Source organism: Thalassobacillus devorans (assembly GCF_900176565.1).
GTDB lineage: Bacteria > Bacillota > Bacilli > Bacillales > Halobacillaceae > Thalassobacillus > Thalassobacillus devorans_A.
This window is the reverse complement of record NZ_FXEH01000005.1, coordinates 121,736-144,859: the sequence shown is the minus strand read 5'-3', so window position 1 is coordinate 144,859 and position 23,124 is coordinate 121,736. Positions and strand designations below refer to the sequence as shown.

The following is a 23,124-nucleotide window of genomic DNA, read 5'->3' as shown; positions in this document are numbered from 1 at the left end:
GGCTATCGCTTATTTTGCTAACGGAGCAGGTAGTGAACCTTTTGGAAGTTAATTAAATACAATAATAGTTTTGAGGAGATGAAGAATTTGAAAATAGAAATCGAAGTTCAAGCATTTGGAGAGGTTGAAGTCCAAGGTACGGCAGATGCTCATAAAGGTGTTGAATTAATGGAGGTACATAACCTTTCTAAAGATACAACATTAGGAGAAGTAGAAAATCTGTTATCAAGGCTATTTCAAGAAGTAGAAAATGGATATAAGAACCCAGAACAAAATGCGGGGAAAATTACGATACGATGCAAAAAGGAAAATGGTGAAATTGTATATTTAGGATAAAAGAATTGTTGAGAGAAAGAGTACTAAAGTAAGCGCATCTTTAGATTATATCTCGAATTCAAGTTTTGATGAAAAGGGGGCAATTCTTAAGTAAGGTTTAATACGGTTGAAAAAATTATTGTGATAATAAGAAAGACCCCACATTATAGGTGGAGTCCTTAAACCGAATATGGTCATTTTCTACAGCTTCTCACTAAATTGGTTGAAAAAGTGAGAAGTTTAGGTCATCACAAATTGTAATACAATAAATCTTTAGTGTAAACGTGCTTTAAACTATTAAAGAGTTGTTGGTGTTATCTTGATTTCAAGTATCCAAGATAAGTGGGCATTTCAGAAAAGTTAGTTAAATTGAGATGTTGAAACTGCTTTTGTTAAAGAGCAAAATATTTTACAAAAAAATGATTTTATGCTATAATTTACAATTATATTATCAAGGTATATAATGGGGTTCTCCTGGCCGGGGGAATCCCATTTTTGTTTTAAGGAGTGTGTTTCCGTGAAAGAACATGAGTCTAGTCTTACCTCATTAATTTCTGCTTTTGGTAAAGCTTATCATAGTTGTTTTGACTCGCCTAAAATTTTTAATGACTATGTGGCCAAGGATTTAATTACACAAGGTGAATTTAATGACATAAAGAAGAACATGGTATATGGTGTCCAATTTTTCAACACAGATATAGCTCAGAAATTAAAAGGAAACACAGAAGAAATATTAAAATGGATAACTCAAGTTCAGCTTTCTCCAACACCTCTAGCTCGTGCTGCTTATTCAGAAAAAGTATTACTAAATGAAGTTGATCTTGGAGTAGAACAATATGTCATCCTTGGGGCAGGGCTAGATACATTTTGCTATCGATATCCTGAATTGGAAATTGTTCTAGAGATATTTGAAATTGATCACCCATCTACGCAAGAATTTAAAAAGAAAAGGTTGAAAGAAGCTAATATTAACATTCCAAGTAATCTTCAGTTTATTGCAATGGATTTCACTAGAATGTTTTCTGATCAAAACCTAATAAAACAAGGGTTTGATGTTAATAAAAAGACTTTTTTTAGCCTTTTAGGAGTTTCTTATTATTTAACTAGAGAAGAAATCTCAAACTTAATGGCTCATTTATTTAACGAAGTTTCACCGGGTAGCTCAATTGTTTTTGATTATGGAGACGAAACTTTATTTACTGAAAAGGGTCACTTTAATAGAGTGGAAAATATGGTTAAAATGGCTGCTGCAAGTGGGGAACCAATGAAATCATGTTTTTCTTATCAGGAACTGGAGAAAATACTAGAAACATTTGGCTTACTTATCTATGAACATCTTACACCGAGTAATATAAATGAACTGTATTTTAGTAATAGAAATGACTACTTAACAGCTTTTGAAACCATTCATTATGTTCATGCTGTAAAACAGTGATACCCACATGTTAATCAGGTAATAAATCTTGATATCGAGTCTTCCGTTAAAGGGGGCGCGCGACAAGTTCTGCTATAAGCGCTTTTCAGCGCGAAAGGCAAAAGGTTTATATGATTAAATCTTAACTGTACAACGGAGGATGGGAATGAAGGATCCATGTTTCCAGAAACCATCCCGTCAACACTCCTGCATGCGTTAAGACGGACAGGTCTTAGGGTGTGAAGCGCAGGTAGATTAGGCAGAACGAAGGCTGAAGCCATAAACAAGGTATGCCGACCGATATGCCTCACGGCTGAAAAACTAGATAGGATGAGAATCGTTCTTTGAGATAGGAACTGACGAACTTCCGAAGGTAAGGGTCTAAATTTACAAACGTATTGATTGTTTGTATATGGTTCTATGTTTATTTATCTAGGTATAGAGTGGCCCTCTTAGTTATTCCAAATAAAGGGAGGGCCTCTAACTATACGATTAGAATCTGGTTTTAGCACTATTCACTTGGGGGTTGCACTCGATGGTCCCTTATTTGTTGTGAAAGAGTGTCTATCGAATACTCAATGATGATGGATATTATATTGTTCAGGACCGTACCCCTGATGATTGTCTACTAAAAGGCAACGATAATCATATAAGAGGATATCTTTTTGAATTATTTCCAAGATTAATCGATAAAGAGGTAAGTCGCCGGTATTCTAGTCATTTCGTATTGGAGACTTTGAAGAAAGTTGGATTTAGAAAAATTGAGGAAGGAAGTTAAGTTGTGGGAAACAAGAAAAGTGTACCACACCAAAGATCAATTACTAAAAGATTTAAGTGAGCGAACCGGAAGAAGTATTTTACATGAACTAGATGATAATGAATTAAGGATATTTATTAATCATGTAGATAAGTCACTTTCAAGTAATAAGAGCATAATTGAAGAAGATAGATGGACAATTTGGAGAGCGGTTAAATAATTAAAAGATCTCCCGATTTCAAGAATAAAAGGGTCATTTCTCCGTAAGCGGTTATCTCTTTACTAAACAGTAGTGAAGGATCGTAGTAATCTTATATGAAATTATTGGAGGTATTTTCATTGATTAAAGGTCTTTACGAAGCACATTTGCCAGTAAGTGATTTAACAAAGTCGGTTGAATTTTATGAAGGACTTGGTTTGGAGTTTGATCATAAAGTGGAAGATAGATTAGCATTTTTATGGATTGTAAAAGACCAGAGTTGGCTTGGATTATGGCACACCGATAAAGTTGAGGTGGAGTATCATCCTTCGCTTAGACATATAGCTTTTGAAGTATCATTAGATGGGTTAAAGAACTCGGTTAATTGGCTAACAAATAAAGGTTATAAACCGAGAAAAGCTTTTGGTTTTGAGCCTTCTGAACCGTTTGTGATGCCTAACCCTAATGGAGGTTTTGGACATGCAAAGATACATTTTAATGATCCAGATGGAAATAGTTTAGAGTTCATCTGCAAGATTGGTAATCCTAACAATTTGACAGAGAGAATGTATTTAAGTGAATGGGAACAATTAAATGGATTAACAAAGTAGTATACAACCTCTATTTAACAAACGAGGCCTAGAGAAAAAGATAATATAAGGATATCTTGATTTCGAGTCTTCAACAAACGGGGGCGCGCGACAAGTTCTGCTATAAGCGCTTTTCAGCGTGAAAGGCAGGAAGTTTATTTGATTAAATTTCAACTGTACAACGGAGGATGGGAATGAAGGATCCATGTTTCCTGAAACCATCCCGTCAATACTCCTGCATGCGTTAAGACGGGCAGGTCTTAGGGTGTGGAGCACAGGTAGATTAGGCAGAACGAAGGCTGAAGCCATAAAGGTATGCCGACGGATAGGCCTCACGGCTGAAAAACTAGATAAGGTGAGAATCGTTCTTTGAGATAGGGACTGACGAACTTCCGAAGGTAAGGGTCTAAAGTTTCGAACGTAAGGAAACTTACGTGTCATCTTACGATGACGTGAGTGGTGTGGAGTAAAACTGCCCCCTCTGAAAGACACTATACCGAACGATGGCGGTATCGAGCTCACAGGCTTACAGGAAGCACCTAGGTCTAGTATGGATAGCTACGTTTGTATGGTACTTGGAAAGCAAGGGACGTTGAATCAAGGGCTGCCACCCGAAACGGTTGCCATAAGGCATAAGCTGAAAGGCATTTATCTTTGTGAGGGTAGGGGTATGACCGAAGAATCTTCTGTAATGGAAAGGGAGGAACAGCCCCAAGTCTAGCGAATGGAACGATGGTTTTACAAGCGTGCATTGCACCGATCGGGTAGGAAAGTGGGGACATCACTCAGAGAAGGGGAGATGCCACAGTGCAAGCTTTCGAGCAAGAGGTTTTCCGTCATAGACTTCTTTGCTTGAAGGTAACGAGTAACTTATCATCATAGTACATATCGTTAGATGGAGCGCCGGATGCTGGGAAACTAGCACGTCCTTGGTGTGGAGCAGGGGAAAAGCTGGAGATACCGTCAAAGGCTTACCTATTGCTAACGATTGTTTAATAGTGGAATAACTTTTTTTCTTAAGAATAGTTAATGTGAGTTATCTCGAAATAAGGGAGTTGATCTTCCTGGTAGTATTAGCTGAAGTATTACGTGCAATTTCTTTTACAATACTCGCTGTGACTTCAATTTTTTATGGTGCGCAATTGGCAAAAACTAAAAAACAAAGGAAACTTTCAACTTTTGAATTTATCATGTACATAGCCATTGGAATAGCAATGATACTCTTTGCAGTCAGTTTATTGCTTTTTACATTTGCTATTTGACTCATTTGTTTATCTCAGGATCTATCTTGAAGCTGAGTTTTATTGAAAGGGAAGCGACAGCTGAATGGTGCGTGTCCCTTATTGGCTATCGGAGCAGAAGAGGTTGCTGATCCTTTTAGTACAATAAAAATAAACATAATGATTATTTATATTAACACTTAGCAAAGGGGAGTTATTGTGGTGCCTAAAGCTGCTATTCTTGTAATACTAATATCTCTGCTATTAGGTGCGTTAGGTTACTTCTTATTTATAAATGTGTTTATTCCTAATATGATGTGACTTTGAAGGCCTTGTTGTAGTACGAGGAAGATAACTGATATATGGGTGATTTAGCCTTCCCTTACTCATTTACGGGGTAGAAGGAATTTATTGTTGAAAGGGGAATAAACGTGGTGATTAAGGTGGTACTTCTAACTCTTCTTCTATGAAAGAAAAGATGTTTTATTCTTCTTTTTTTGAAGACGAAGAAACTTTGCATGATGTTGCTAAATTGTATTGTCGTACTTTTATTGGTAATGAACATTCTAATTCAGAATTAAGAAGCTGCAGAAGAGAATATTCAAAAACATTCTAAATTTGAAGGATTTATTGGTTTAAAAGCAACCAATTTAAAAGGGGAATTGATAGTTTTTCTTATGGGTATAAGAGTCTGCCAGGTTAATTTTACAGAGGTAAATTAGAAAAACAGTTAAATTCTAACGAAGTTGATCACTGGTTAAGTAATTGTTTAGAATTTGTAGAATTAGCTATTGATCCATTACATAAAAGGAAGGGCATCGGAAGCTCACTCCATAATAAGATGCTTGATAGAGTTCCATATTCTACTTCTGTTCTGACCACAGCTATAGATAACAAACCAGCTATAAACCTTTATAAAGGCAAGGGTTGGAAAGTAATCAAAGAAAATGCCCCTGTTATTTCGTTGGATAATCTACAAGTTATTCTAGGAATAGATATTAGGAATTTTTCAACTTATAGAAAGAAAATTGATAAATTTCCTGCTCCTACCTTTTGTTTATGGCAATCTAATAACGTAAGGTTTGGCAGCTAATTTATGTAGTATCTGAACATAAAAAAAGTCACTTGCCAATCACTCCCAATAACTTTAAACTCCTCGTTGGACCAACAACGTTCGACAGGAGGCTATTAGGAGATGTTAGCAGTGACTGAAATTAATTATATCAGATATGAAGCCAATCAAAAAGGCGAATCCTACGCAGATATAGGGCGACGCATGAAGGTCGATCCACGTACGGTTAGCAAGTATGCCAATCAGGAAGAATTCAAGCCCAGAAAGAAGCAAACACGCCGTTCACCGGTCATGGATCCAGTCAAACCGATTCTTGAGAAGTGGATCAACGAAGATCTTAAGAAGAAAAAGAAGAATCATCGCACGGCCAAACGCATGTACACACAGCTAGTAAAGAATCATAGTTTTACAGGTTCATATAGAAGTGTGCGTGACTATGTTTCAAAGAAAAAGCAAGAATTGAAAGCGTATGTGGAAGAGGCAGCTCTGCCTCTTGAATCTATCCCTGGGACTGCCCAAGTAGATTTTGGGGAAGCACCATTCATCTATCAATCGAAAGTGATTGACCTTCCCTATTTAGTGATGTCCTTCCCCTACAGTAATACCTTTTATTTTCAGGTTTTTCCTTCGGAAAATACAGAGTGTTTACTGGAAGGTCTTCAGCGTATGTTTCATTATATGGGAGGCGTACCACACACGATACGGTTTGATAACCTTTCGCCAGCTGTAAAGAAAATAGGGGCTAAGGGAGAGCGTGAGCTCACCAACACATTTGAACGGTTCGTATTACATTACGGCTTCAACTATGAGTTTTGTAATCCAGGGAAAGGAAATGAAAAAGGGCATGTAGAAGCCATGGTGAAATATGTACGAAATAATTTCCTATTGCCTGAATGTACTATCCTGGACCTTGATCACTTCAACAAGACTTTATGGGCATTAGCCGAAGAAGACAGAGATCGTATGCATTATGATAAGGGTTTTTTACAAACACACCTTCACTCAGAAGATAAAGATGAGTGGTTGATGACCCCCGTTAAATCTTTTGATTGCGTAAGGCATGAAACATTAACCGCAGATAAATATGGGATGGTGTCGGTAGATCATAAGCAATACTCTACTTCCCCGCGTTTTGCCAAGCAGAAAGTAAATGTCCAAATCACCTATAATTCTGTAGTCATTCTAAATGATCATAACGAGGTGATTGTGAAGCACAACAGATTGTATGGAATAAAGAGAAAGTCGATGATCTGGCAGCCTTATTTAGATTTGTTGTCCAGACGTCCAAGAGCAATCAAGTATTCAAGCTTGTATGAGCAGTTCCCGCCAGTATGGACGAAATACTTAAACAATTGCACAGAGCAAGAACAGAAAGAAGCCTTACAATTACTCGGAAAACTGTTGAAGAATAATGACTTTGAATTATTGAATCAAGCACTTGAATTGGCAATGAAGCATGGGCACCCTAAAGCAGATCAGATTAAGCATTGTTTTTACTCGATCATCCAAGGAAACAGCAGCTATCAAACAATTACGCCAACGATGAAAGTTCCTAAGGTACCGGCAGCCACCAGGGGATTGTCTCACTATAATTCCCTTATGGAGACTGGCGGTGGCATGAAGTGAATCACCAAATAGAAATGTTGGCGAAACGTTTGAAACTAAGCTGGATTCGTGAGCACTATCAGGAGGTCAAAGCCGATACAAATGAAGAATTCCTTCTGGAATTATTCAAACGAGAAGTAGAGAATCGAGAAGAAAGAAAAATTAACCTTTTACTTAGTCAGGCTCAACTACCCAAGACAGGTACTCAACCATTTCAGTGGGAGCATATTCAAATCCCACAAGGGATTAGCCGAGAAGCTATCTTGAATGGCGACTTTATCCACGAAAAAGAGAACCTCATTCTATATGGAGGGGTGGGCACAGGAAAAACATATTTGGCAACGTTAATTAGCTTGAATGCCATACATAGGTTTGGCAGTAAAGTAAAGTTCTTTACGGTGGCATCTTTGGTGAATCATCTCATAGAAGCAACCAAAAAGGAGAACTTCAGAAAGTAATGAAGCAGATCAAAAAGCTCGATTTATTAGTGCTGGATGAATTAGGGTACATTCCATTAAATAAAGAAGGAGCAGAACTACTCTTTCAAGTAATATCAATGTGTTATGAAACTAAAAGTATTATCATCACAACAAACTTACAGTTTGGGCAGTGGAATCACGTATTCGGAGATCCAATCTTAACGGAAGCAGTGATTGATCGGTTGATTCATCACTCCCATCTATTGTTATTTACCGGAGAGAGCTTTCGATACAAGGAATCTTTAATCTAAAATACGGAGTGGCAAGTGGCATACATTTTTAACTGCCATTTACTACATTTTTTACTTGCCAAATACAGGGGAAAACACTATAAATCTAATGAGCCTCTCATAAGTTCACTGAACTTTTGGGAGGCTTTTTCTTCCATGTTTTCAGTAATGTGCGCGTATATATTGTGTTTATATCTCCATGACCTAATCGTTGCTGAATCTCCTTAACACCTACTCCTGCTTTAATTAATAGGGAAGTGTGGGTATGCCGTAAGGAGTGAGGGGGAAGTTCCTTATCGATACCACTAATTTTTAACAAACGTCTCATATGAGTGTTTACGGTCTTTAAGAATTCAGGGTATCTAAGATTCTGAACTTCCTTAGCAAAAACAAAATCCAGTTGAGTATATTCGTTCTTCATGTTTTTCGAGCACCTGAATGACTACAGCGTCCATTTGATTATTGTCGACGGTGTCTTCATAACAAAAATGTTGTAGACGTCAAGTCGAATTTTACACTTTTTGCTCGTTTCCCCTTTACACTTCTGCTGAAAATATGCTTTTTCTATTTTTCATACGATGACTTTCCTCATTTTCTCCGCCATGTATAACTTCCACACGATGGAGTAAACGGTCTAAAATCGCTGTCGTAATTCCCTGATCGCCAATCAAATGCCCCCATTCCTCTGGACTTTTATTTGAGGTCAGAATGATCGAACTTCGTTCGTATAGATGATTGATCAAATGAAAAAACAGGTTCGCCTCTCGTTGATCCATCGCCATATACATCAGGTCATCAATTATCACAAGGTCAGCGTTTCTCATTCGTTTCAGTTGTACCTTTGATTTGTTCAGATACTCTTCCGTCTTTAAGAGCTGTACAAGCTCACCCATTGTAGCGAAGTAAACATTGAATCCCCTGGAAACAGCTTCGAGTCCCAGCCCAATTGCGATATACGTTTTTCCTATTCCGGGTGGACCGAGGATAATTAAGTTATACTGCTGTTCCAGCCAGCTTAACTCTCTAAGTTGAGTTAGCTGGCGGGCAGTCAGAACGTTTTGACCGTTCAGTTCAAACTCATCTAATGACTTCACGAAAGGGAAACGTGCCCATTTCATTCTTTTTTCAAGGCTTTTTGCTTCACGCTTTGCTAGTTCATATCGCGTTATAGATTCTAGAAATTCTAAATAGGTCCATGAGGATTTTTCAGCTTCGCGAAGAAGCTGCGGAAGCTCCTCCGCCGTTTCTGATAGACGTAACTGACGAAACTGATCTTGTAATTCATTTACTGTCTTGTTCATCATGATCGACCTCCTAAAATGCTGGTATAAGCATTTAAAGATCGTGTAGAAGTTTTAATATAACAATGTTTTGCTGGATAGGCATTAGAGGGTTTTATCTCTTTTACCTGGTCATGAGGTAATCTATGAATGTGCTGGGCAATATCACGAAAGTCATTCGCACTAAACAGCTTTTCTCTCATACATTTGGCCAATACATTTTCGATTACCGTTGGGTACTGTTGGATGACCTGATGAATGATCGCAAACTGGTCTCGACGATACCTTGGGTATCTTTTGCTAATCTCGTCAAAGTAAGTAGCTGCCTGTGTTTGATTTTCAAAAAAGGAGATCAACCGTTGTTTGAATTCTTCAATCCCTTTGGAGCGATCACGGGTATGGTTGCGGTTTTGAATCAGCTTCCCTTTTTCTAAGCTGATACAGTGTTCGGCGATAATCTCACTTTCTGCTTCCTTTCGAATTATGAGCGTAGACGGTTTTTTGCCTATAACTTCAATCAAAACATGATTATCAGCGTTTGTTTGATAAGTCCCTAGAGGGACGGAATATCGATTGGACTTATACCGGATTGTATTGTCCTTGCTTACACTTCTTGATATACTTTGATTATTGGTACTTTCAAATGAAAGTAGGGAAGAGACCGGCTTTAAGTGTTGCTTTTCGACGAGAAACACTTCAGCTGGTCTTTTTTTCGTTGTCTGATGAACTTGATAATTTCCGGTACGCTTTAGCCATTGTACAGCCCGCTGATTCCAATCCTCTATATCACTGAACACTCGACTGTCTGCGAAATTGCCTTTAATGTACTTCACTACATTCTCAATCATTCCTTTAGATTCCGGATCAGCTCTTCTACACAAATGAACCGTAAACTTACGTTCATTCACATAACTTTGAAACTCAGCTGTTAAAAGCAACTGTCCTGCATTTTCACTAACCGTAATTAAATGATCCTGATCGTATACGATTTCTTCTGTACATCCTCCGTAGAATTGAAAGGCATTTTCATGGCAGCGAATCGCATCTCTCGTGGTAAATGGTCTTGACTGCCATTCCATATACTTCTGTCTGGAGTGGGCGAGTACAAACGCAATGAAATACAACTTAATCTCTTTGCGGTCAGTTGTCTTCTGTTTTGTTTCACCCCAGTCTACCTGAAGTTGTTTCCCCATTGGTTGTTCAGGAACTGCCTCATATTGGCGAACCAATTGCTTCTTCTCAATCTGATAGACTTCCCTGACTTCTCTAACATATGACCTCACTGTACTTCCACCGACCGCTAGGTCGGGGTATCTCTCTAAAAGCCAATCGTGTATCTGCGCAGCACTCAAGTGGGGATACTCTTCTAACCAGGCGAGTATCCAATCTTTGTAACTGTCTAATTTCTTTTTCTTCCCAATCGGTTGTTCCGTATAAGCTTTGGCTTCTTCAAAAGTCATCTCTAAATATTTATAGACAGTTGGTCTTGAAATCTTAAGCTCCTTAGCAATTTGTGCTATTTTAAACTTCCGTTTATGTAGGTCTTTGATATTTAAATACAACACTAATTTCTCCTCCAAAATCCTAACCTCCAGTAAAATAACGTCACCAACTATTTTACTAAAGTAATAGGCTGATAGAGCAAAAGTGTAAAATCCTATCAAGCGAAAACTGTCAACTTTATTCTAGCGTTTACAAATGTTAGTTCGGACTACTGGTAGTCAGATAGAATAAATCCTTAATTAGAGAATCAAATTATAGATAGAGTTTCCTAAATTAAATTGACTTACCATACAATTTTTATATAAAGCTGAAGAGAGCGAGATTTTAAAATGGTATAATGCAATTACACTAACATTCCGAAAATTCGAAAGGAGTAGGAAAATGGATGTATCAGCTGCGTTAAAATTAAAGTCATTACAGAATGCTTCAGTGTTAGCTGGAAGAAACGGTGTAAAACGTAAAATTAAAGCAGCTGAAGTTATGGAAGTTCCAGATATAGGTGGGTGGTTAACCGAGGGGATAGTAATAATCTCCACTTTCTACTCTATAAAAGATTCTCCAGAGGCACAAATAAAAATGTTTAAAAACTTAATTAAGGTAAATGGTGGTGCCCTGTTTATTAAATTAGGCAGGTATGTAAATGATCTTCCGCATGAAATGTACGATTTGGCTAACAAGCATGATATGCCTATTATTGCCATTCCTGTTGATGTATCTTATGTTAATGTGCTAAACGCATTGTTTGATAAAATATACGAAGAGAAAAGGGCTCATCGTCATGAGCAATTACAGCTTATGAATAAATTGATAAATACAGAAGTAAAAAGCTTAAAGGATTTTATGAAAGAACTGTCATCGATTTCTGGAGAAAATGTGTATTACGAGACAGCAGATAATCGTTTATTAGTATATGCAAAGAAAGAGAAGGATAGAAGAAGAAAAAATTTTTCTACTTTAAGTAAACCAGCCGGAAGGGAAAACACTTATCAAGTTCACGGTTTAAATAATGCCCCATTGTCTAAAGATGACCGAATGGTTATTACAGTTCAGGAAAATGAAGTATGTGAAGGGTACTTACATATAATCTTACGAAAATCACAAGACTTGCTGGGTGTACTTGAAAGTTGCAAGGTAGGTATAAAAGAACAAATAAAATTCTTACTATTAAAAGAGAGATATGAAATAGAAAATCGATATCTGCAGGAAGCTAAGTTCTTAAAGTATTTAATAGAAAAAAAAAGTGAGATAAACCCTGGATATGTAGAAAATTATATAAATCCCGGTAAAAATCAGATGTATGGTATATTTGCGTTTGATTTTTCCGTTATTAAAAAAGTATTAAAAATATCTTCAAACAAGGACCAAGTCATTACTTATGGTCTTTACAAAAAGATTTATGAAGTTTTTGATGATCAATTGCCTGGAACATATTTATTTAAAGAGGACTCGTATTTTTATGGTATGTATATGTGTAAAAATCAACAAGATCGTTCACTCCTTATTACTAAACTGGAAAAAACATTTAAGCAATTAGAGAGGGAATTTGTAAATGATATTTATTGTGGCCTAAGCCTTGCTCATAACTCACTCGAAGATCTCTATAAGGCAATGGATGAAGCAAAGGCTTCGCTTCAAACAAGACATGAAATGAACATAAATGACAAAATCATTTTGTATGAAAAGATGGGAATTAATAAGATACTTTTAAAGTTGAAAAATGATAGTAATGTCCTTCATTTTATTCAAGTGACACTAGAATCTTTAAAATCTAATGAAAACGGTAATGAAGAACTTATACACACACTGGATGTTTTTTTGCAAGAGAACGGAAACCATTCAAAGACATCGGAAAAATTATTTGTCCACCGGCGTACCTTAAAATACCGATTAACAAAAATAGAGTCAATTCTAAATGTGAGTTTAGATGATAGTGAAACTCGTTTTTTACTTTTCTTTTTGATAAAGATGAGAAAATTCAACCTAAAATAGCCCTTATAAAGGGCTATTTTTAATTTATCTATATTAATTTTTTTTGCGCAATCCTACAGCAGAGGAATTTCTTTCTTTTGAATGTACAAATTGAACAAATATTTAGAAAACAAGTTGCACAAATTGAGCATTACATTTTTTTATCTGAAAATTTACAATAGACAATAATCAAAGGGAGGCGAGACAAGATGTTAGGAATTATACGAGTTTTCACCACAGAAGATGCGGACATTCTGCAGGAACATTCACGATTGATGAAACACCATTTTAATATTGATACGATTTCACGGTGTATCCCAGACCAACGGAATGGAATACACGATGATGAAACTCTGAAGCTGGCAGAGCCGAAAATTGAAGCTTTAGTAAAAAGTATGGTGAAGGAAGACGGTGTTACGGCAGTTACTGTCAGCTGTGCAGCAGATCCGGCGGTAAAGTCCAGCAGAAAGCTTGTTGATGTACCTGTGTATGGGGCTGGTGAAGTCGGAGCACATACTGCACTTATGATAAGCCGTAAGATTGGAGTACTGGGGATTACACCGGAAATACCACCGAACATTGCGGCCATACTTGGTAATAATCTCTTAGATTATACTTGGCCGGATGGAGTATCAACGACTGTAGATTTATTAGAAAATGATGCAAAAAAGCGTGCAATTGAGGCATGTCAGGCTCTTGTTAACAAAGGTGCAACCAGCATCCTGTTTGCATGTACAGGTTTTTCTACAATTGGATTAAAAAAAGAGCTGGTACAGTACCTGCATGTTCCTATTATTGACCTTGTCCAGGCACAAGGGATTGCATATTCTTTAACCAAAAAATAAAAAAGGAGAAATTACCTTGAATCATCTAAAATTTGATTTTCCATTTGTGATTTTTTCCATTTTAGTGGCTATTCTCGGGGCGATTATAGGAATGCAAATTATTGTCACTTTAGGTATAACACCTAATACCTCAATTATTGGGGCATTAGTTGCTATTCTCATAGCACGCATACCGATGCAGATCTTTTACCGATATAAGTCCCTAGAAAATCAAAATCTTATACAAACAACTATTTCTTCAGCAACATTTGGGGCAGCTAATAGTTTATTGATTCCTATTGGTTTGCCTTTCGTATTAGGGCGTCCAGATCTTATTATTCCGATGCTAATAGGTGCAGGTATCGCCTTGATAATAGACGCTATCATCCTTTACAGAGTGTTTGATTCGAAACTTTTCGGAGCAAACGAAACATGGCCTCCCGGAGTTGCCACAGCGGAAGCATTAAAAGCTGGGGACCAAGGTGGAAAAAAAGCAAAGTATCTTGGGATTGGCATTGCTGGAGGGGTAGCTGGTGCATGGGCTGGTATCCCTATGTCAGCTTTTGGTGTAGCTTTTATTGGGAACATTTGGGCTCTGTCTATGTTTGGTATAGGTTTGCTTATTAAGGGATATTCCCTTCCAGTTTTTAATGTCGATTTAGATCAATACTATATCCCCCATGGAATGATGATTGGAGCAGGTGTGGTAGCCCTTGCACAATTTATAATAACAATTACTAAAGACCGAAAAGCCAGGCTGAATGATCAGGCTGTGGCAACATCAGAAGATGTAGGTAATACAAGAACAGCAAGAGATGTATCAAGGGCTTTTGGATTTGGTTATGTTGCCTTTGTTGTCGGAGCGTTAATTGTCGCACTTATAGGTGGACTTATTACTGAATTATCACTTGGACAGTTGATATTATTCTTGGTATTCGCGGCATTTGCGGCACTTGCCACGCAGATTATTGTAGGGGTTGCTGCAATGCACTCCGGGTGGTTTCCGGCTTTTGCTGTTACATTAATCTCTTTAATTATTGGTATGCTTCTTGGATTCCCGCCTATTGCATTAGCTTTCTTAGTTGGTTATACAGCAGCTACAGGACCAGCCTTTGCGGACATGGGATACGACTTAAAGAGTGGAACCCTGATTCGGGATACTAAAGATATGAAAGTGGAGCTTTATGGACGGAAAATGCAATTAAAATCTGCTATGATCGGCTTCACTGTTGCTATTGTAATGGTAGGTCTTTTCCATAATGTTTTCTTCTCACAGGACTTGGTTCCGCCAGTTGACCGTGTGTACGCAGCAACTATTGAAGCAGGAATTACAGGTAATACAGGGAGGTATTTACTAATGTGGGCTATCCCTGGAGCACTGATCCAGCTCATCGGAGGACCTAAGCGGCAAATGGGGATTTTGTTTGCTACAGGTTTATTAATAACTTTTCCACTGGCTGGCTGGGCAGTTATAAGCGGGATTGTAATTAGATTACTTATTCTCAAGCTAAAAGGACCTCAAGCTGAAGCAACAATGTACACAACAGCAGCGGGTTTTATTGCAGGAGATGCCTTATATAGCTTCTTCAATGCAGTGTGGAAAGCAAGGTAACAAATTGGCTAATATACTATTTTGCTAATAATAAATTATCCTAATTAAAGGAGTGCGTTTAATGTCTAGTAGAGCAATGACTTATGAACTAATGGAACAAGCAGTCTATGGGGGCGCCATTTTAGGCGGCGGGGGAGGTGGATTGATACATGACGGTTTACAAAAGGGAAAGCTTGCCCTGGAGCTTGGGGAGGTAAACCTTATTACGGTAGAACAGTTACCGGATGATGATTATGTATCATGTGTCTCGCTTGTCGGGGCCCCTGCAGCTAAAAACCAATATGTTAATGCCAAGCAGCTGTATTCAACAGTAGATATATTGCAAAAGAACTTCCATAGTCCTTTAAAAGCCCTGATGACAAATGAGAATGGAGCAGCGACCACTGTTAATGGCTGGATTCAGTCAGCAATAACCGGTCTGCCGGTTATTGATGCTCCGTGTAACGGAAGAGCACACCCAACAGCATCAATGGGCTCTATGAATCTTTCTGAATTAGAGGGGTACATTTCTTACCAAGCTGCTGCCGGGGGAAGAGGAAGTTATGAGATAGCAGGGTATGTAACAGGGTCTATTCAACACACCTCTAACCTTATTCGACAAATGTCGGTAAAAGCTGGTGGAATGGTTGGGGTAGCAAGAAACCCTGTGCAAAATAATTATATTAAAGAAAATGCTGCAGTTGGTGGTATTAGCCAGGCGATTAAATTAGGGAAAATTTATTTACAGGAAAATGATCCTCTAAACAAAATTGAAGCTGTTGCAACGAAGCTGCAAGGCAGAGTCATTAAAATAGGCCAGACTCGTGATTACATTATTGAAACAAAAGGCGGTTTTGATGTTGGGAAACTTTATGTGGAGGATTTAGAGCTGACCTTTTGGAACGAATATATGACGGCAGAAGAAAACGGAACTGTAAAAGGAGTATTTCCAGATTTGCTTATGACCTTTGACACCGAAACAGGACTCCCTATTGTTAGTGCGGAAATGGAAAGTAACCGTAATGTAGCTGTTATTTCTGTCCCGAGGGAAAATCTTTTGCTAAGTTCAACCATGTCAAATAAAAAACTGCTTAAAGCAATAGAGCCGATTATAGAGAAACAAGTTTTAGCCTAATAAGAGAGAAAGGATGAAATTATATGTCATTACATTATGCAATGCAATCAATCGAGCTATTAGATGATTCATCCATAACGGGAAAGAAAGTAATAAATATTTTTAACGACTATGAGCATGTCGAAGCGTCAAGTGAAACAGTAGAAGGTGAACAAGGTTCTACTGACTTTATTAAAATTTTAATTAAAGGGGAAAACGGTAAATATTTAGGTGGGTCTGCTAAAACATTTGGTTTGGTTGGGCGGTTAGGTGGTATCGGAGCCCGTCCATCGAGGATCGGAATTGTCTCAGACGCTGACGGAGCAGTGGCAGCCATTGCCGCGGCTACCAAACTAGCAGATATGTCTCAAAAGGGTGACCGCTTGGAAGGGGATGTATATATCACCACACATATCTGCCCTCATGCGCCGACACAACCACACGAACCAGTAGACTTTATGGGGTCTCCTGTTGATATATTAACAATGAACAAATATGAAGTACTGCCCGAGATGGAAGCGATTGTCTCCATCGATACCACAAAAGGAAATCGTATTATCAACCATAAAGGAGTCGCACTATCACCTACCGTGAAAGAAGGATATATATTAAAGTTCAGCAATGATTTAATAAGGATTTTAGAAATGACTTCCGGTGAATTACCTGCGACATTTACTGTAACTACACAAGACATTACTCCTTATGGTAATGATGTTTTCCATATTAATTCAATATTACAGCCGTCAGTTGCAACAGATGTTCCAGTGGTGGGCTTGGCAATCACAGCAGCTTCCGCTGTTCCTGGCTGTGGAACAGGGGCGAGCCACGAAGTAGATATTGCCCAGTCAGTACGTTTTGCGATAGAAGTGGCAAAGGAGTTTACTGCTGGTTCTATATCCTTCCATGATGAGGAGGAATTTAACCATTTAGTTAATCTGTACGGTTCCATGAAAAAATTACAAACACTGGACGGGAAAGAGTAACTATGGATGAAAAGATCGGGTTGTTAACAATTGGTCAATCCCCCCGTTCCGACATGACACCGGAAATGAAAGCCCTTCTTGGCCCTTCCGTTGAATTTGTTGAAGTAGGCGCATTAGATGATTTGAATGAAAATGAAATTAGGCAATTATCGCCGGATTCTAATGAAACGACATATATTTCAAGGCTGAGGAATAGGCGAAGTGTCAAACTTTCGAAGTCCAAGTTAATACCTTATTTGCAAAATCAATTAAGTAAAGTGGAAGAAGAGGTTTCAAGTTCTATAGTAGTTTGTACCGGAAGCTTTCCAACGTTAAAAAATAAGAAGCCGATATTGTTTCCTGATCAGGTTCTGAAAAATGTAGTACAAGCTGTGCTGGGAAGCGGAAAATTAGGGTTAATTGTCCCACTGGAAGAGCAAAGAATGCAGTTGCTCGATAAATGGGGGAGTATACCTGTTGTTGCTGCGGCAGCCTCGCCTTATGAAAAAGCTGATTTTGAAAAGCCAGCATTAGAGTTAAAAGAAAAAGGTGCTACTATTTTTGTTTTAGACTGCATGGGATATACAAATGAGCACAAGCAAAAAGTGAAATCTATAACAGGACTTCCTGTAATCCTTTCAAGAAGCATTGTGGCTAGAATTGCAGCAGAAATGGCTTAGGAGAGCGGTTATACCGCTCTTCCTTCCCATTTACAGGAAGAGGTGAATCCCATTTATCTATTTGCCTTGTTAATGTTGAGTGCTTTATGGGGCTCAACCTTTTTTTGGACAAAAATTTTACTCGTAGAATTTCATCCCATTTCAATTGTTTTCTTTCGTTGTCTGTTCGGGGTTCTTTTTCTGCTCCCCTTTCTTATTAAACAACGAGCTTTTTCAAAAATTAAGATTTCACCATCCTTAATATGGATAAGCCTCTTAGGCGCAACTGTGCCATGGACTTTAATGACAGTTAGCGTACAGTTTCTAGAAACGACTTTGACTGGCATTATTAATGCACTTACTCCTGTCTTCGGTATGATATTAAGTATTTTTGTGCTGAAACATCGTGCAACACCATTAGACTGGCTGAGTTTATTTTTAGGTTTTTTTGGGGTAGTTTTTATATTTATCGTTCAAGGAAAAGGTATCCAGTCTTCTGAATTTCTTGGCGTGATGATTCTCCTCAGCGCAACTTTCAGCTACTCATTTACAAGTGTACTGTCAAGTAAATATCAAAAACAGACGTCACCTTATATCCTGGCATTCACAACGTTAATTACTGCGACCTTTGTTTGTGGTATCATCATGATTTTTGTTCAGCCAGACAGTTACGTCTATTTGTTTGATCGCAACAATTTTCCAGTATATCTCATTTTAGGAATGTTAAGTTCAGGTTTGGGTTTTGTTGTATTTTATTATTTAGTTGCTTATGGAGGACCCGTTTATGCACTATTTATTACATACCTAATGCCTGTTGTCACTTTAATTTTAGGGTATCTTTTCTTAGATGAAAGTGTCACAGGAAGTATGGTAATAGGATTAATCTTAATTTTAATAAGTATAGGTATTATCAATCGTAAAAAAAGAAGGGTGGTAATCAAAAGTGAGTCATCTTAATACGTTCATACCAATTGTAAAAAATGTGATGGAACAAAATGTATGCGCTAGTGGGAATGAACATGTTGTTATTTTAACAGATTTAGAAAAAGAAGAGATCGGAAGACTAGTATTTGATAGTTTAGATCATCTCGGATTTACCTGTGATTACAAACTTATGCAAACTAGATCAAAATCCGGAGAAGAACCCCCTGCAACCGTAGCGGCGATGATGAAGGAAGCTGATGTTTGCTTTTGTATTTGCCAGCACTCCTTAACACATACAAAGGCAAGGAAGGAGGCAAGCCAGACAGGAACAAAAGTGATTACAATGCCGGGGGTTACCATGGACATGTTTACAGAGGGAGCCATGAAAGCTGATTATGAAATGGTTAAAAGCCTGACCTATGCCCTTACGGAGAGGTTAAACGCGGCTGAAAAAATAACAATACACACTGGTGCAAAGGGAGAGTATGTTTTAACGGTTAATATTAGCAGCAGAAAAGGGATTAGCAGCACTGGAGTATTTAATGAAAAAGGCGCATCGGGAAACCTTCCTTCTGGTGAGAGTTACATCGCTCCCCAGCTAGAAGGATCTGAGGGGGAAATATTAATTGATGGATCTATTGCCGGAATCGGAAAGGTTAGCGATCCAGTGTTACTGAGGTTAGAGAAGGGAAGGCTCGTTTCAGCGAGTGGAGAAGATGGAGAAAAACTATTACAGTTACTGGGAGACAAGGATGGAAGATGTATTGCTGAGTTTGGTATTGGAACGAATGAAACGGCCCGGATAAGCGGAAATATCCTTGAAGACGAAAAAGCATACGGAACAATCCATCTTGCCTTCGGTTCGAATATTACCTTTGGCGGAACTATTAATGCAGGTGTTCATTTAGATTGTGTCACGAGGAAACCCACTGTTTGGATAGAGAATGAAAAAGTTGTGGAGAATGGCAAGGTCTAAACTTATTGGAGGAATATTGTATGAGTAATAATATTTTTCGTAAAAGACAGGAGCTTGAAGGCATTACTAGTCTTGATGATTTGAAAAGTGAAACTATTGACGTTTTAACGTCCCATGAATCTATCAGAGCTTTTAACTCAAAGACTATTCCGGGGGACTATCTAGAAGCAATTATTACATCCGCCAGGTCTGCTCCTACATCATCTAACTTACAAGCATATAGTATTATCGTTGTTTCCAGCCAAGAAAAGAAAGATAGTTTAGCAACATATTCGGGAGACCAAAATTTTATAAGGGAAGCTCCAGTGTTTCTTGTATTTTGTGCTGATATACACCGACTAAAATATGTTACGAACCGGCAAGGCTATCAATTTGAAGGTGATTCATTGGAAATGTTTTTACTGGCATCCATGGATGCCACACTTACAATGCAAAATGCCCTGGTAGCCTCCGAAGCATTGGGTTTAGGTGCAGTACCAGTTGGGTCTATTAGAAATGAGCCAATAAAGGTGATAGAGGAGCTTAACCTGCCTAAAGGTGTCTATGCGCTTGTGGGACTTGCGATAGGCTATGAAAAGGAAGGGGTGAGGCGGGGAATAAAGCCTCGCCTGCCGCAAAAAGTAACTGTTCATCAAGAGGGATATTCCACAGAACATCTTGAAGAAGGCCTTAAGGGTTACGACAGACAAATGGTCGCGCGGAGAACTTATGAGGGCAGGCGTGTTTCTATAGCCGGGGAACCGGAGCGGGATGGTTTGGAGTATGGGTGGTGTGAACACACAGCCCGCCGCTGTACTAGGCCAGAGACGATTGCTGCTTCCGCTAGTTTAAGAGAAAACTTGCGTGCTATTTTAGAATCACATGGATTTTCATTTAAGTAAAATAGGAGGGTGATAGGTATGGATACATTTCAGGCAATCAAAACGAGGCGCAGTTCCAGATCTTTTGAAGACCAGCCAATCCCAGAAAAAGTTATATCGGAGATTAACGAGGCAATCATGCACAGTCCCTCTGGCAGTAATGCACAAGAGTCACACTTTGTCATTGTCCAGGATAAAAAACAAATTCACAGAGTGAAAAGGTTTGCCCCCGGTGTTTCGGGTAATCCAACTGCTATTGTAGTGCTGTGCTCAAACAAACAGGAGGCTCTTGTCCGTGGGGGGCAAGATACAAAGGAAGTTTTACGGTTTATAAATTTAGGGATAGTAGCCTCTTTCATTATATTAGTGGCCCAATCCCATGGTGTTGGAAACTGCCCGGCCAGATCTTTTCATCAACAATCTGTAAAAGAAATCTTAGAGCTGCCTGCAGAGGTAGAACCAGAACTCTTAATTAGTCTTGGTTACCCTGATCAAAAACCAAGGCCCAAAACTATAAAACCGGTTACGGAGGTCATTTCTCATGAAAAATACAGTGGATAATAATATCTCGTCCGAAGAATCAAAGGAAGGTCTCCTGGATTTTGTAAGCTACGTTTTAACAAGCACAAGGGGATTGTACCGAGAGCCACATAGCTATGGACCTATGAGAATGATAGATACCTTAGAAAAAGCTCTCCAATTATTAAAAGAGCAAGGATTAGCCCATGAGTCACTGGATGAGGTCATGAAGGAAGTTCGTCAAAATAGATGGCAGGCTACCTCAGACCCAGAAGCTTTTGCTAAATCTTTGGATGCGAGTATTAATCAATTAGTTAAGCTAACAAAAGCTCAAAATTAGGGTGCTAGTATGATAAAGGATGCAGATGATCAAGAGGGGCAGACTTGTCCCTCTGTCTATAAAAAGTAAGTTAGTTTACCAAATTCATCTAATGTGTTTTGGAAATTCAGGTTTAGCAGCTTCGATTGCTTGGGATAAGTTAGGTGTTCCTAGTCTATTATCTAATCTTTGAAAAGCAAAGTAAACATGCTTTGAAAGCGTTAACTATCCATACATCTCTTATGTAGATAATTCTTATATCAGAATTGACATAGATTTATATGAGGTCGGACGCAAAATATATCGAAATAATGTAGTAATCTCAAATGACATGAATACAGAAGCCTTGTTATCAAAGTTAATGATTTATCTTGGAAAATACAATTCTATTCAAGAGGTGGTTCACTATATCCATCTCGAGATAGAAAGGGAAAGCAACGAACATCTATTTAGCTGCTACGTATCACTATAGGTTCGATTACAATATTTCAAGAGGTTACATCATGTATAAAGTGAAAACTACTCGAGTAGAAAAAGACTTCTTAGGTGAAAGAGAGATTCCTGTACATGCATTATGGCATACAAACCTTAAGAGCTTCTGAAAATTTCCCAATCACAGGCTATCGTATCCATGAATCTTTAATCACCAACTGGGCGTCTTTTATCCTATCTTGGAAATGCGATTATAAAAGCATCTACTGAAATCATTCATGGAGAGCATCATGATCAATTCATCGTAGACCCGATCCAAGGAGGAGCAGGAACTTCCATAAACATGAATGCGAATGAAGTAATATGTAATCGAGCTTTGGAAATACTGGGACGGGTAAAAAGTGATTACTCCTATCTTAGTCCATAGTGAGAAAGTACCCAAAAGAGAAGTCAGAGAAAGAATAACTTGCTAACTTATAAGGCATTTAGCACTGGTTACCTTTTTAGAAATCTGCCTATTCATGAAGGCTGATTCCTAACGGGTATGTAACACACCCTTGCAAAAAATACTTCCTACCAGGGCATGTGATCTGATAAGCGGAGCCTTACTTTCAGCTATAGCAATTGCTTAATTTTTAATTCACTTTTTTTGTGTGTTATCAATATTCATTTTTTTTCGCACATAGTTCATATGCTCCTTAAATGCTGATATGCACTTTTCAGTATTGCGTTCAGCTATTGAATCTACGATTGGCTTATGAATTTGTGCCAATTCTTCCAAGTTTTCAAAGTATAGTTTTGTGTTTAAGTACCATATGCGATCTCCAATTGCAATGAGGTCGTTCCATACTTGGTACATAAAATGGTGATCAGCTAATTGATAAATATAAGAATGAAATTGCACATCATAGCTTCTTATTTCATCTAAGTTATTAGCTTTACCAGCTGTAAGCATTCCTTCATATATTTCGTATAATTTATCAATTTGTTTGTCAGTAATATTCTCTATAGCACGAGAAATTGCTAATGGCTCAATTGCTGCACGAAAACTATATACCTCTTCTATATTTTTATTTGATAGATTAGAGACAAAGCTTCCTTTGTTACGATGGTGTATAACAAAGCCTTCTTTTTTTAATCGAGATAAAGCTTCACGAACAGGAGCTTGGCTTACTTCATATTTTTTTGCCACCTCTAACTCTAATATCCGATCGCCGGGATTTAAGTTGCCTTTAATGATAGATTCTTTTAGTAAATTATAAATTTGATCAGAAAGAGAGTAATTTTTAATAAGCTTTTCCATACTAACACC

Annotated in this window: 20 protein-coding genes and 3 pseudogenes; 19 read left to right on the top strand and 4 right to left on the bottom strand. The window is 38.1% G+C overall.

The features are described from left to right. The first annotated feature begins 87 nt into the window (after positions 1-87). The 7 genes and pseudogenes from B9Y67_RS05550 to istB (B9Y67_RS05515) all read left to right on the top strand — a co-directional run bounded on the left by B9Y67_RS05550 (position 88) and on the right by istB (B9Y67_RS05515) (position 7,902). Complete coding sequence (locus tag B9Y67_RS05550) at positions 88-336, top strand: hypothetical protein (protein ID WP_085505786.1); 249 nt, start codon at positions 88-90, stop codon at positions 334-336. Positions 337-832: 496 nt separating this feature from the next. After that, the gene (locus tag B9Y67_RS05545; protein WP_085505785.1) at positions 833-1,750 is read left to right on the top strand and encodes a class I SAM-dependent methyltransferase; all 918 of its coding nucleotides are present in this window, start codon (positions 833-835) and stop codon (positions 1,748-1,750) included. A gap of 725 nt (positions 1,751-2,475) precedes the next feature. Further along, positions 2,476-2,706, top strand: a complete 231-nt coding sequence (locus B9Y67_RS05540) for a hypothetical protein (protein ID WP_085505784.1) — start codon at positions 2,476-2,478, stop codon at positions 2,704-2,706. A gap of 119 nt (positions 2,707-2,825) precedes the next feature. Beyond that, complete coding sequence (locus B9Y67_RS05535) at positions 2,826-3,296, top strand: VOC family protein (protein WP_085505783.1); 471 nt, start codon at positions 2,826-2,828, stop codon at positions 3,294-3,296. 1,971 nt (positions 3,297-5,267) lie between these two features. After that, a pseudogene (locus B9Y67_RS05525) lies at positions 5,268-5,588 on the top strand (GNAT family N-acetyltransferase); the annotation flags it as partial. Positions 5,589-5,690: 102 nt separating this feature from the next. Next, a complete protein-coding gene (gene istA, locus B9Y67_RS05520) occupies positions 5,691-7,193 on the top strand; it encodes an IS21 family transposase (RefSeq protein WP_085505781.1) in 1,503 nt (500 codons plus the stop codon). Then, positions 7,190-7,902: pseudogene (istB, locus tag B9Y67_RS05515) on the top strand (IS21-like element helper ATPase IstB). The gene istA (B9Y67_RS05520) and the pseudogene istB (B9Y67_RS05515) overlap by 4 nt, the downstream one beginning before the upstream one ends. Positions 7,903-7,999: 97 nt before the next feature. Here istB (B9Y67_RS05515) and B9Y67_RS05510 read toward each other — a convergent pair. The 3 genes from B9Y67_RS05510 to istA (B9Y67_RS05500) all read right to left on the bottom strand — a co-directional run bounded on the left by B9Y67_RS05510 (position 8,000) and on the right by istA (B9Y67_RS05500) (position 10,726). Next, positions 8,000-8,302 (bottom strand): tyrosine-type recombinase/integrase, encoded by a 303-nt coding sequence (locus B9Y67_RS05510; protein WP_254901719.1) that lies wholly within the window; start codon positions 8,300-8,302, stop codon positions 8,000-8,002. A gap of 115 nt (positions 8,303-8,417) precedes the next feature. Next, positions 8,418-9,182 carry an IS21-like element IS643 family helper ATPase IstB gene (istB, locus tag B9Y67_RS05505; protein ID WP_085506700.1) on the bottom strand — a complete coding sequence of 255 codons (765 nt, stop codon included), beginning with the start codon at positions 9,180-9,182 and terminating at the stop codon, positions 8,418-8,420. After that, positions 9,182-10,726, bottom strand: a complete 1,545-nt coding sequence (gene istA / locus B9Y67_RS05500) for an IS21 family transposase (protein ID WP_139823775.1) — start codon at positions 10,724-10,726, stop codon at positions 9,182-9,184. Before istA (B9Y67_RS05500) ends, istB (B9Y67_RS05505) begins: the two co-directional genes overlap by 1 nt. Before the next feature lie 319 nt (positions 10,727-11,045). On the opposite strand from istA (B9Y67_RS05500), the gene B9Y67_RS05495 reads away from it, so the two are divergent. The 12 genes and pseudogenes from B9Y67_RS05495 to B9Y67_RS05435 all read left to right on the top strand — a co-directional run. Continuing rightward, positions 11,046-12,653: a PucR family transcriptional regulator gene (locus B9Y67_RS05495; protein WP_085505779.1), complete on the top strand. Its 1,608-nt coding sequence runs from the start codon at positions 11,046-11,048 to the stop codon at positions 12,651-12,653. Positions 12,654-12,841: 188 nt separating this feature from the next. After that, positions 12,842-13,477, top strand: coding sequence for an aspartate/glutamate racemase family protein (locus B9Y67_RS05490; protein ID WP_085505778.1), 636 nt, complete (start codon positions 12,842-12,844; stop codon positions 13,475-13,477). A 16-nt stretch (positions 13,478-13,493) separates the two neighbouring features. Next, positions 13,494-15,068 carry an OPT/YSL family transporter gene (locus tag B9Y67_RS05485; protein ID WP_254901718.1) on the top strand — a complete coding sequence of 525 codons (1,575 nt, stop codon included), beginning with the start codon at positions 13,494-13,496 and terminating at the stop codon, positions 15,066-15,068. Positions 15,069-15,129: 61 nt separating this feature from the next. Further along, positions 15,130-16,182 (top strand): DUF917 domain-containing protein, encoded by a 1,053-nt coding sequence (locus tag B9Y67_RS05480; protein WP_085505776.1) that lies wholly within the window; start codon positions 15,130-15,132, stop codon positions 16,180-16,182. Between the two features lie 23 nt (positions 16,183-16,205). Continuing rightward, positions 16,206-17,144, top strand: a complete 939-nt coding sequence (locus tag B9Y67_RS05475) for a DUF1177 domain-containing protein (protein WP_085505775.1) — start codon at positions 16,206-16,208, stop codon at positions 17,142-17,144. Positions 17,145-17,146: 2 nt separating this feature from the next. Then, positions 17,147-17,803, top strand: a complete 657-nt coding sequence (locus B9Y67_RS05470) for an AroM family protein (RefSeq protein WP_085505774.1) — start codon at positions 17,147-17,149, stop codon at positions 17,801-17,803. A 42-nt stretch (positions 17,804-17,845) separates the two neighbouring features. Further along, the gene (locus B9Y67_RS05465) at positions 17,846-18,739 is read left to right on the top strand and encodes a DMT family transporter (RefSeq protein ID WP_369668742.1); all 894 of its coding nucleotides are present in this window, start codon (positions 17,846-17,848) and stop codon (positions 18,737-18,739) included. After that, complete coding sequence (locus tag B9Y67_RS05460; protein ID WP_254901717.1) at positions 18,726-19,682, top strand: aminopeptidase; 957 nt, start codon at positions 18,726-18,728, stop codon at positions 19,680-19,682. The genes B9Y67_RS05465 and B9Y67_RS05460 overlap by 14 nt, the downstream gene beginning before the upstream one ends. A gap of 20 nt (positions 19,683-19,702) precedes the next feature. After that, on the top strand, positions 19,703-20,563 hold the full coding sequence (locus tag B9Y67_RS05455; RefSeq protein ID WP_085505772.1) for an NADPH-dependent oxidoreductase: 861 nt from the start codon (positions 19,703-19,705) through the stop codon (positions 20,561-20,563). Positions 20,564-20,581: 18 nt separating this feature from the next. Next, a complete protein-coding gene (locus B9Y67_RS05450) occupies positions 20,582-21,103 on the top strand; it encodes a nitroreductase family protein (protein ID WP_085505771.1) in 522 nt (173 codons plus the stop codon). Further along, positions 21,084-21,401, top strand: a complete 318-nt coding sequence (locus B9Y67_RS05445) for a DUF6092 family protein (RefSeq protein WP_085505770.1) — start codon at positions 21,084-21,086, stop codon at positions 21,399-21,401. The genes B9Y67_RS05450 and B9Y67_RS05445 overlap by 20 nt, the downstream gene beginning before the upstream one ends. Positions 21,402-21,883: 482 nt before the next feature. After that, positions 21,884-22,236, top strand: a pseudogene (locus tag B9Y67_RS05435) (lyase family protein); the annotation flags it as partial. A 216-nt stretch (positions 22,237-22,452) separates the two neighbouring features. On the opposite strand, the gene B9Y67_RS05430 reads toward B9Y67_RS05435, so the two are convergent. Next, positions 22,453-23,115 (bottom strand): GntR family transcriptional regulator, encoded by a 663-nt coding sequence (locus B9Y67_RS05430; RefSeq protein WP_085505769.1) that lies wholly within the window; start codon positions 23,113-23,115, stop codon positions 22,453-22,455. Positions 23,116-23,124 lie beyond the last annotated feature (9 nt).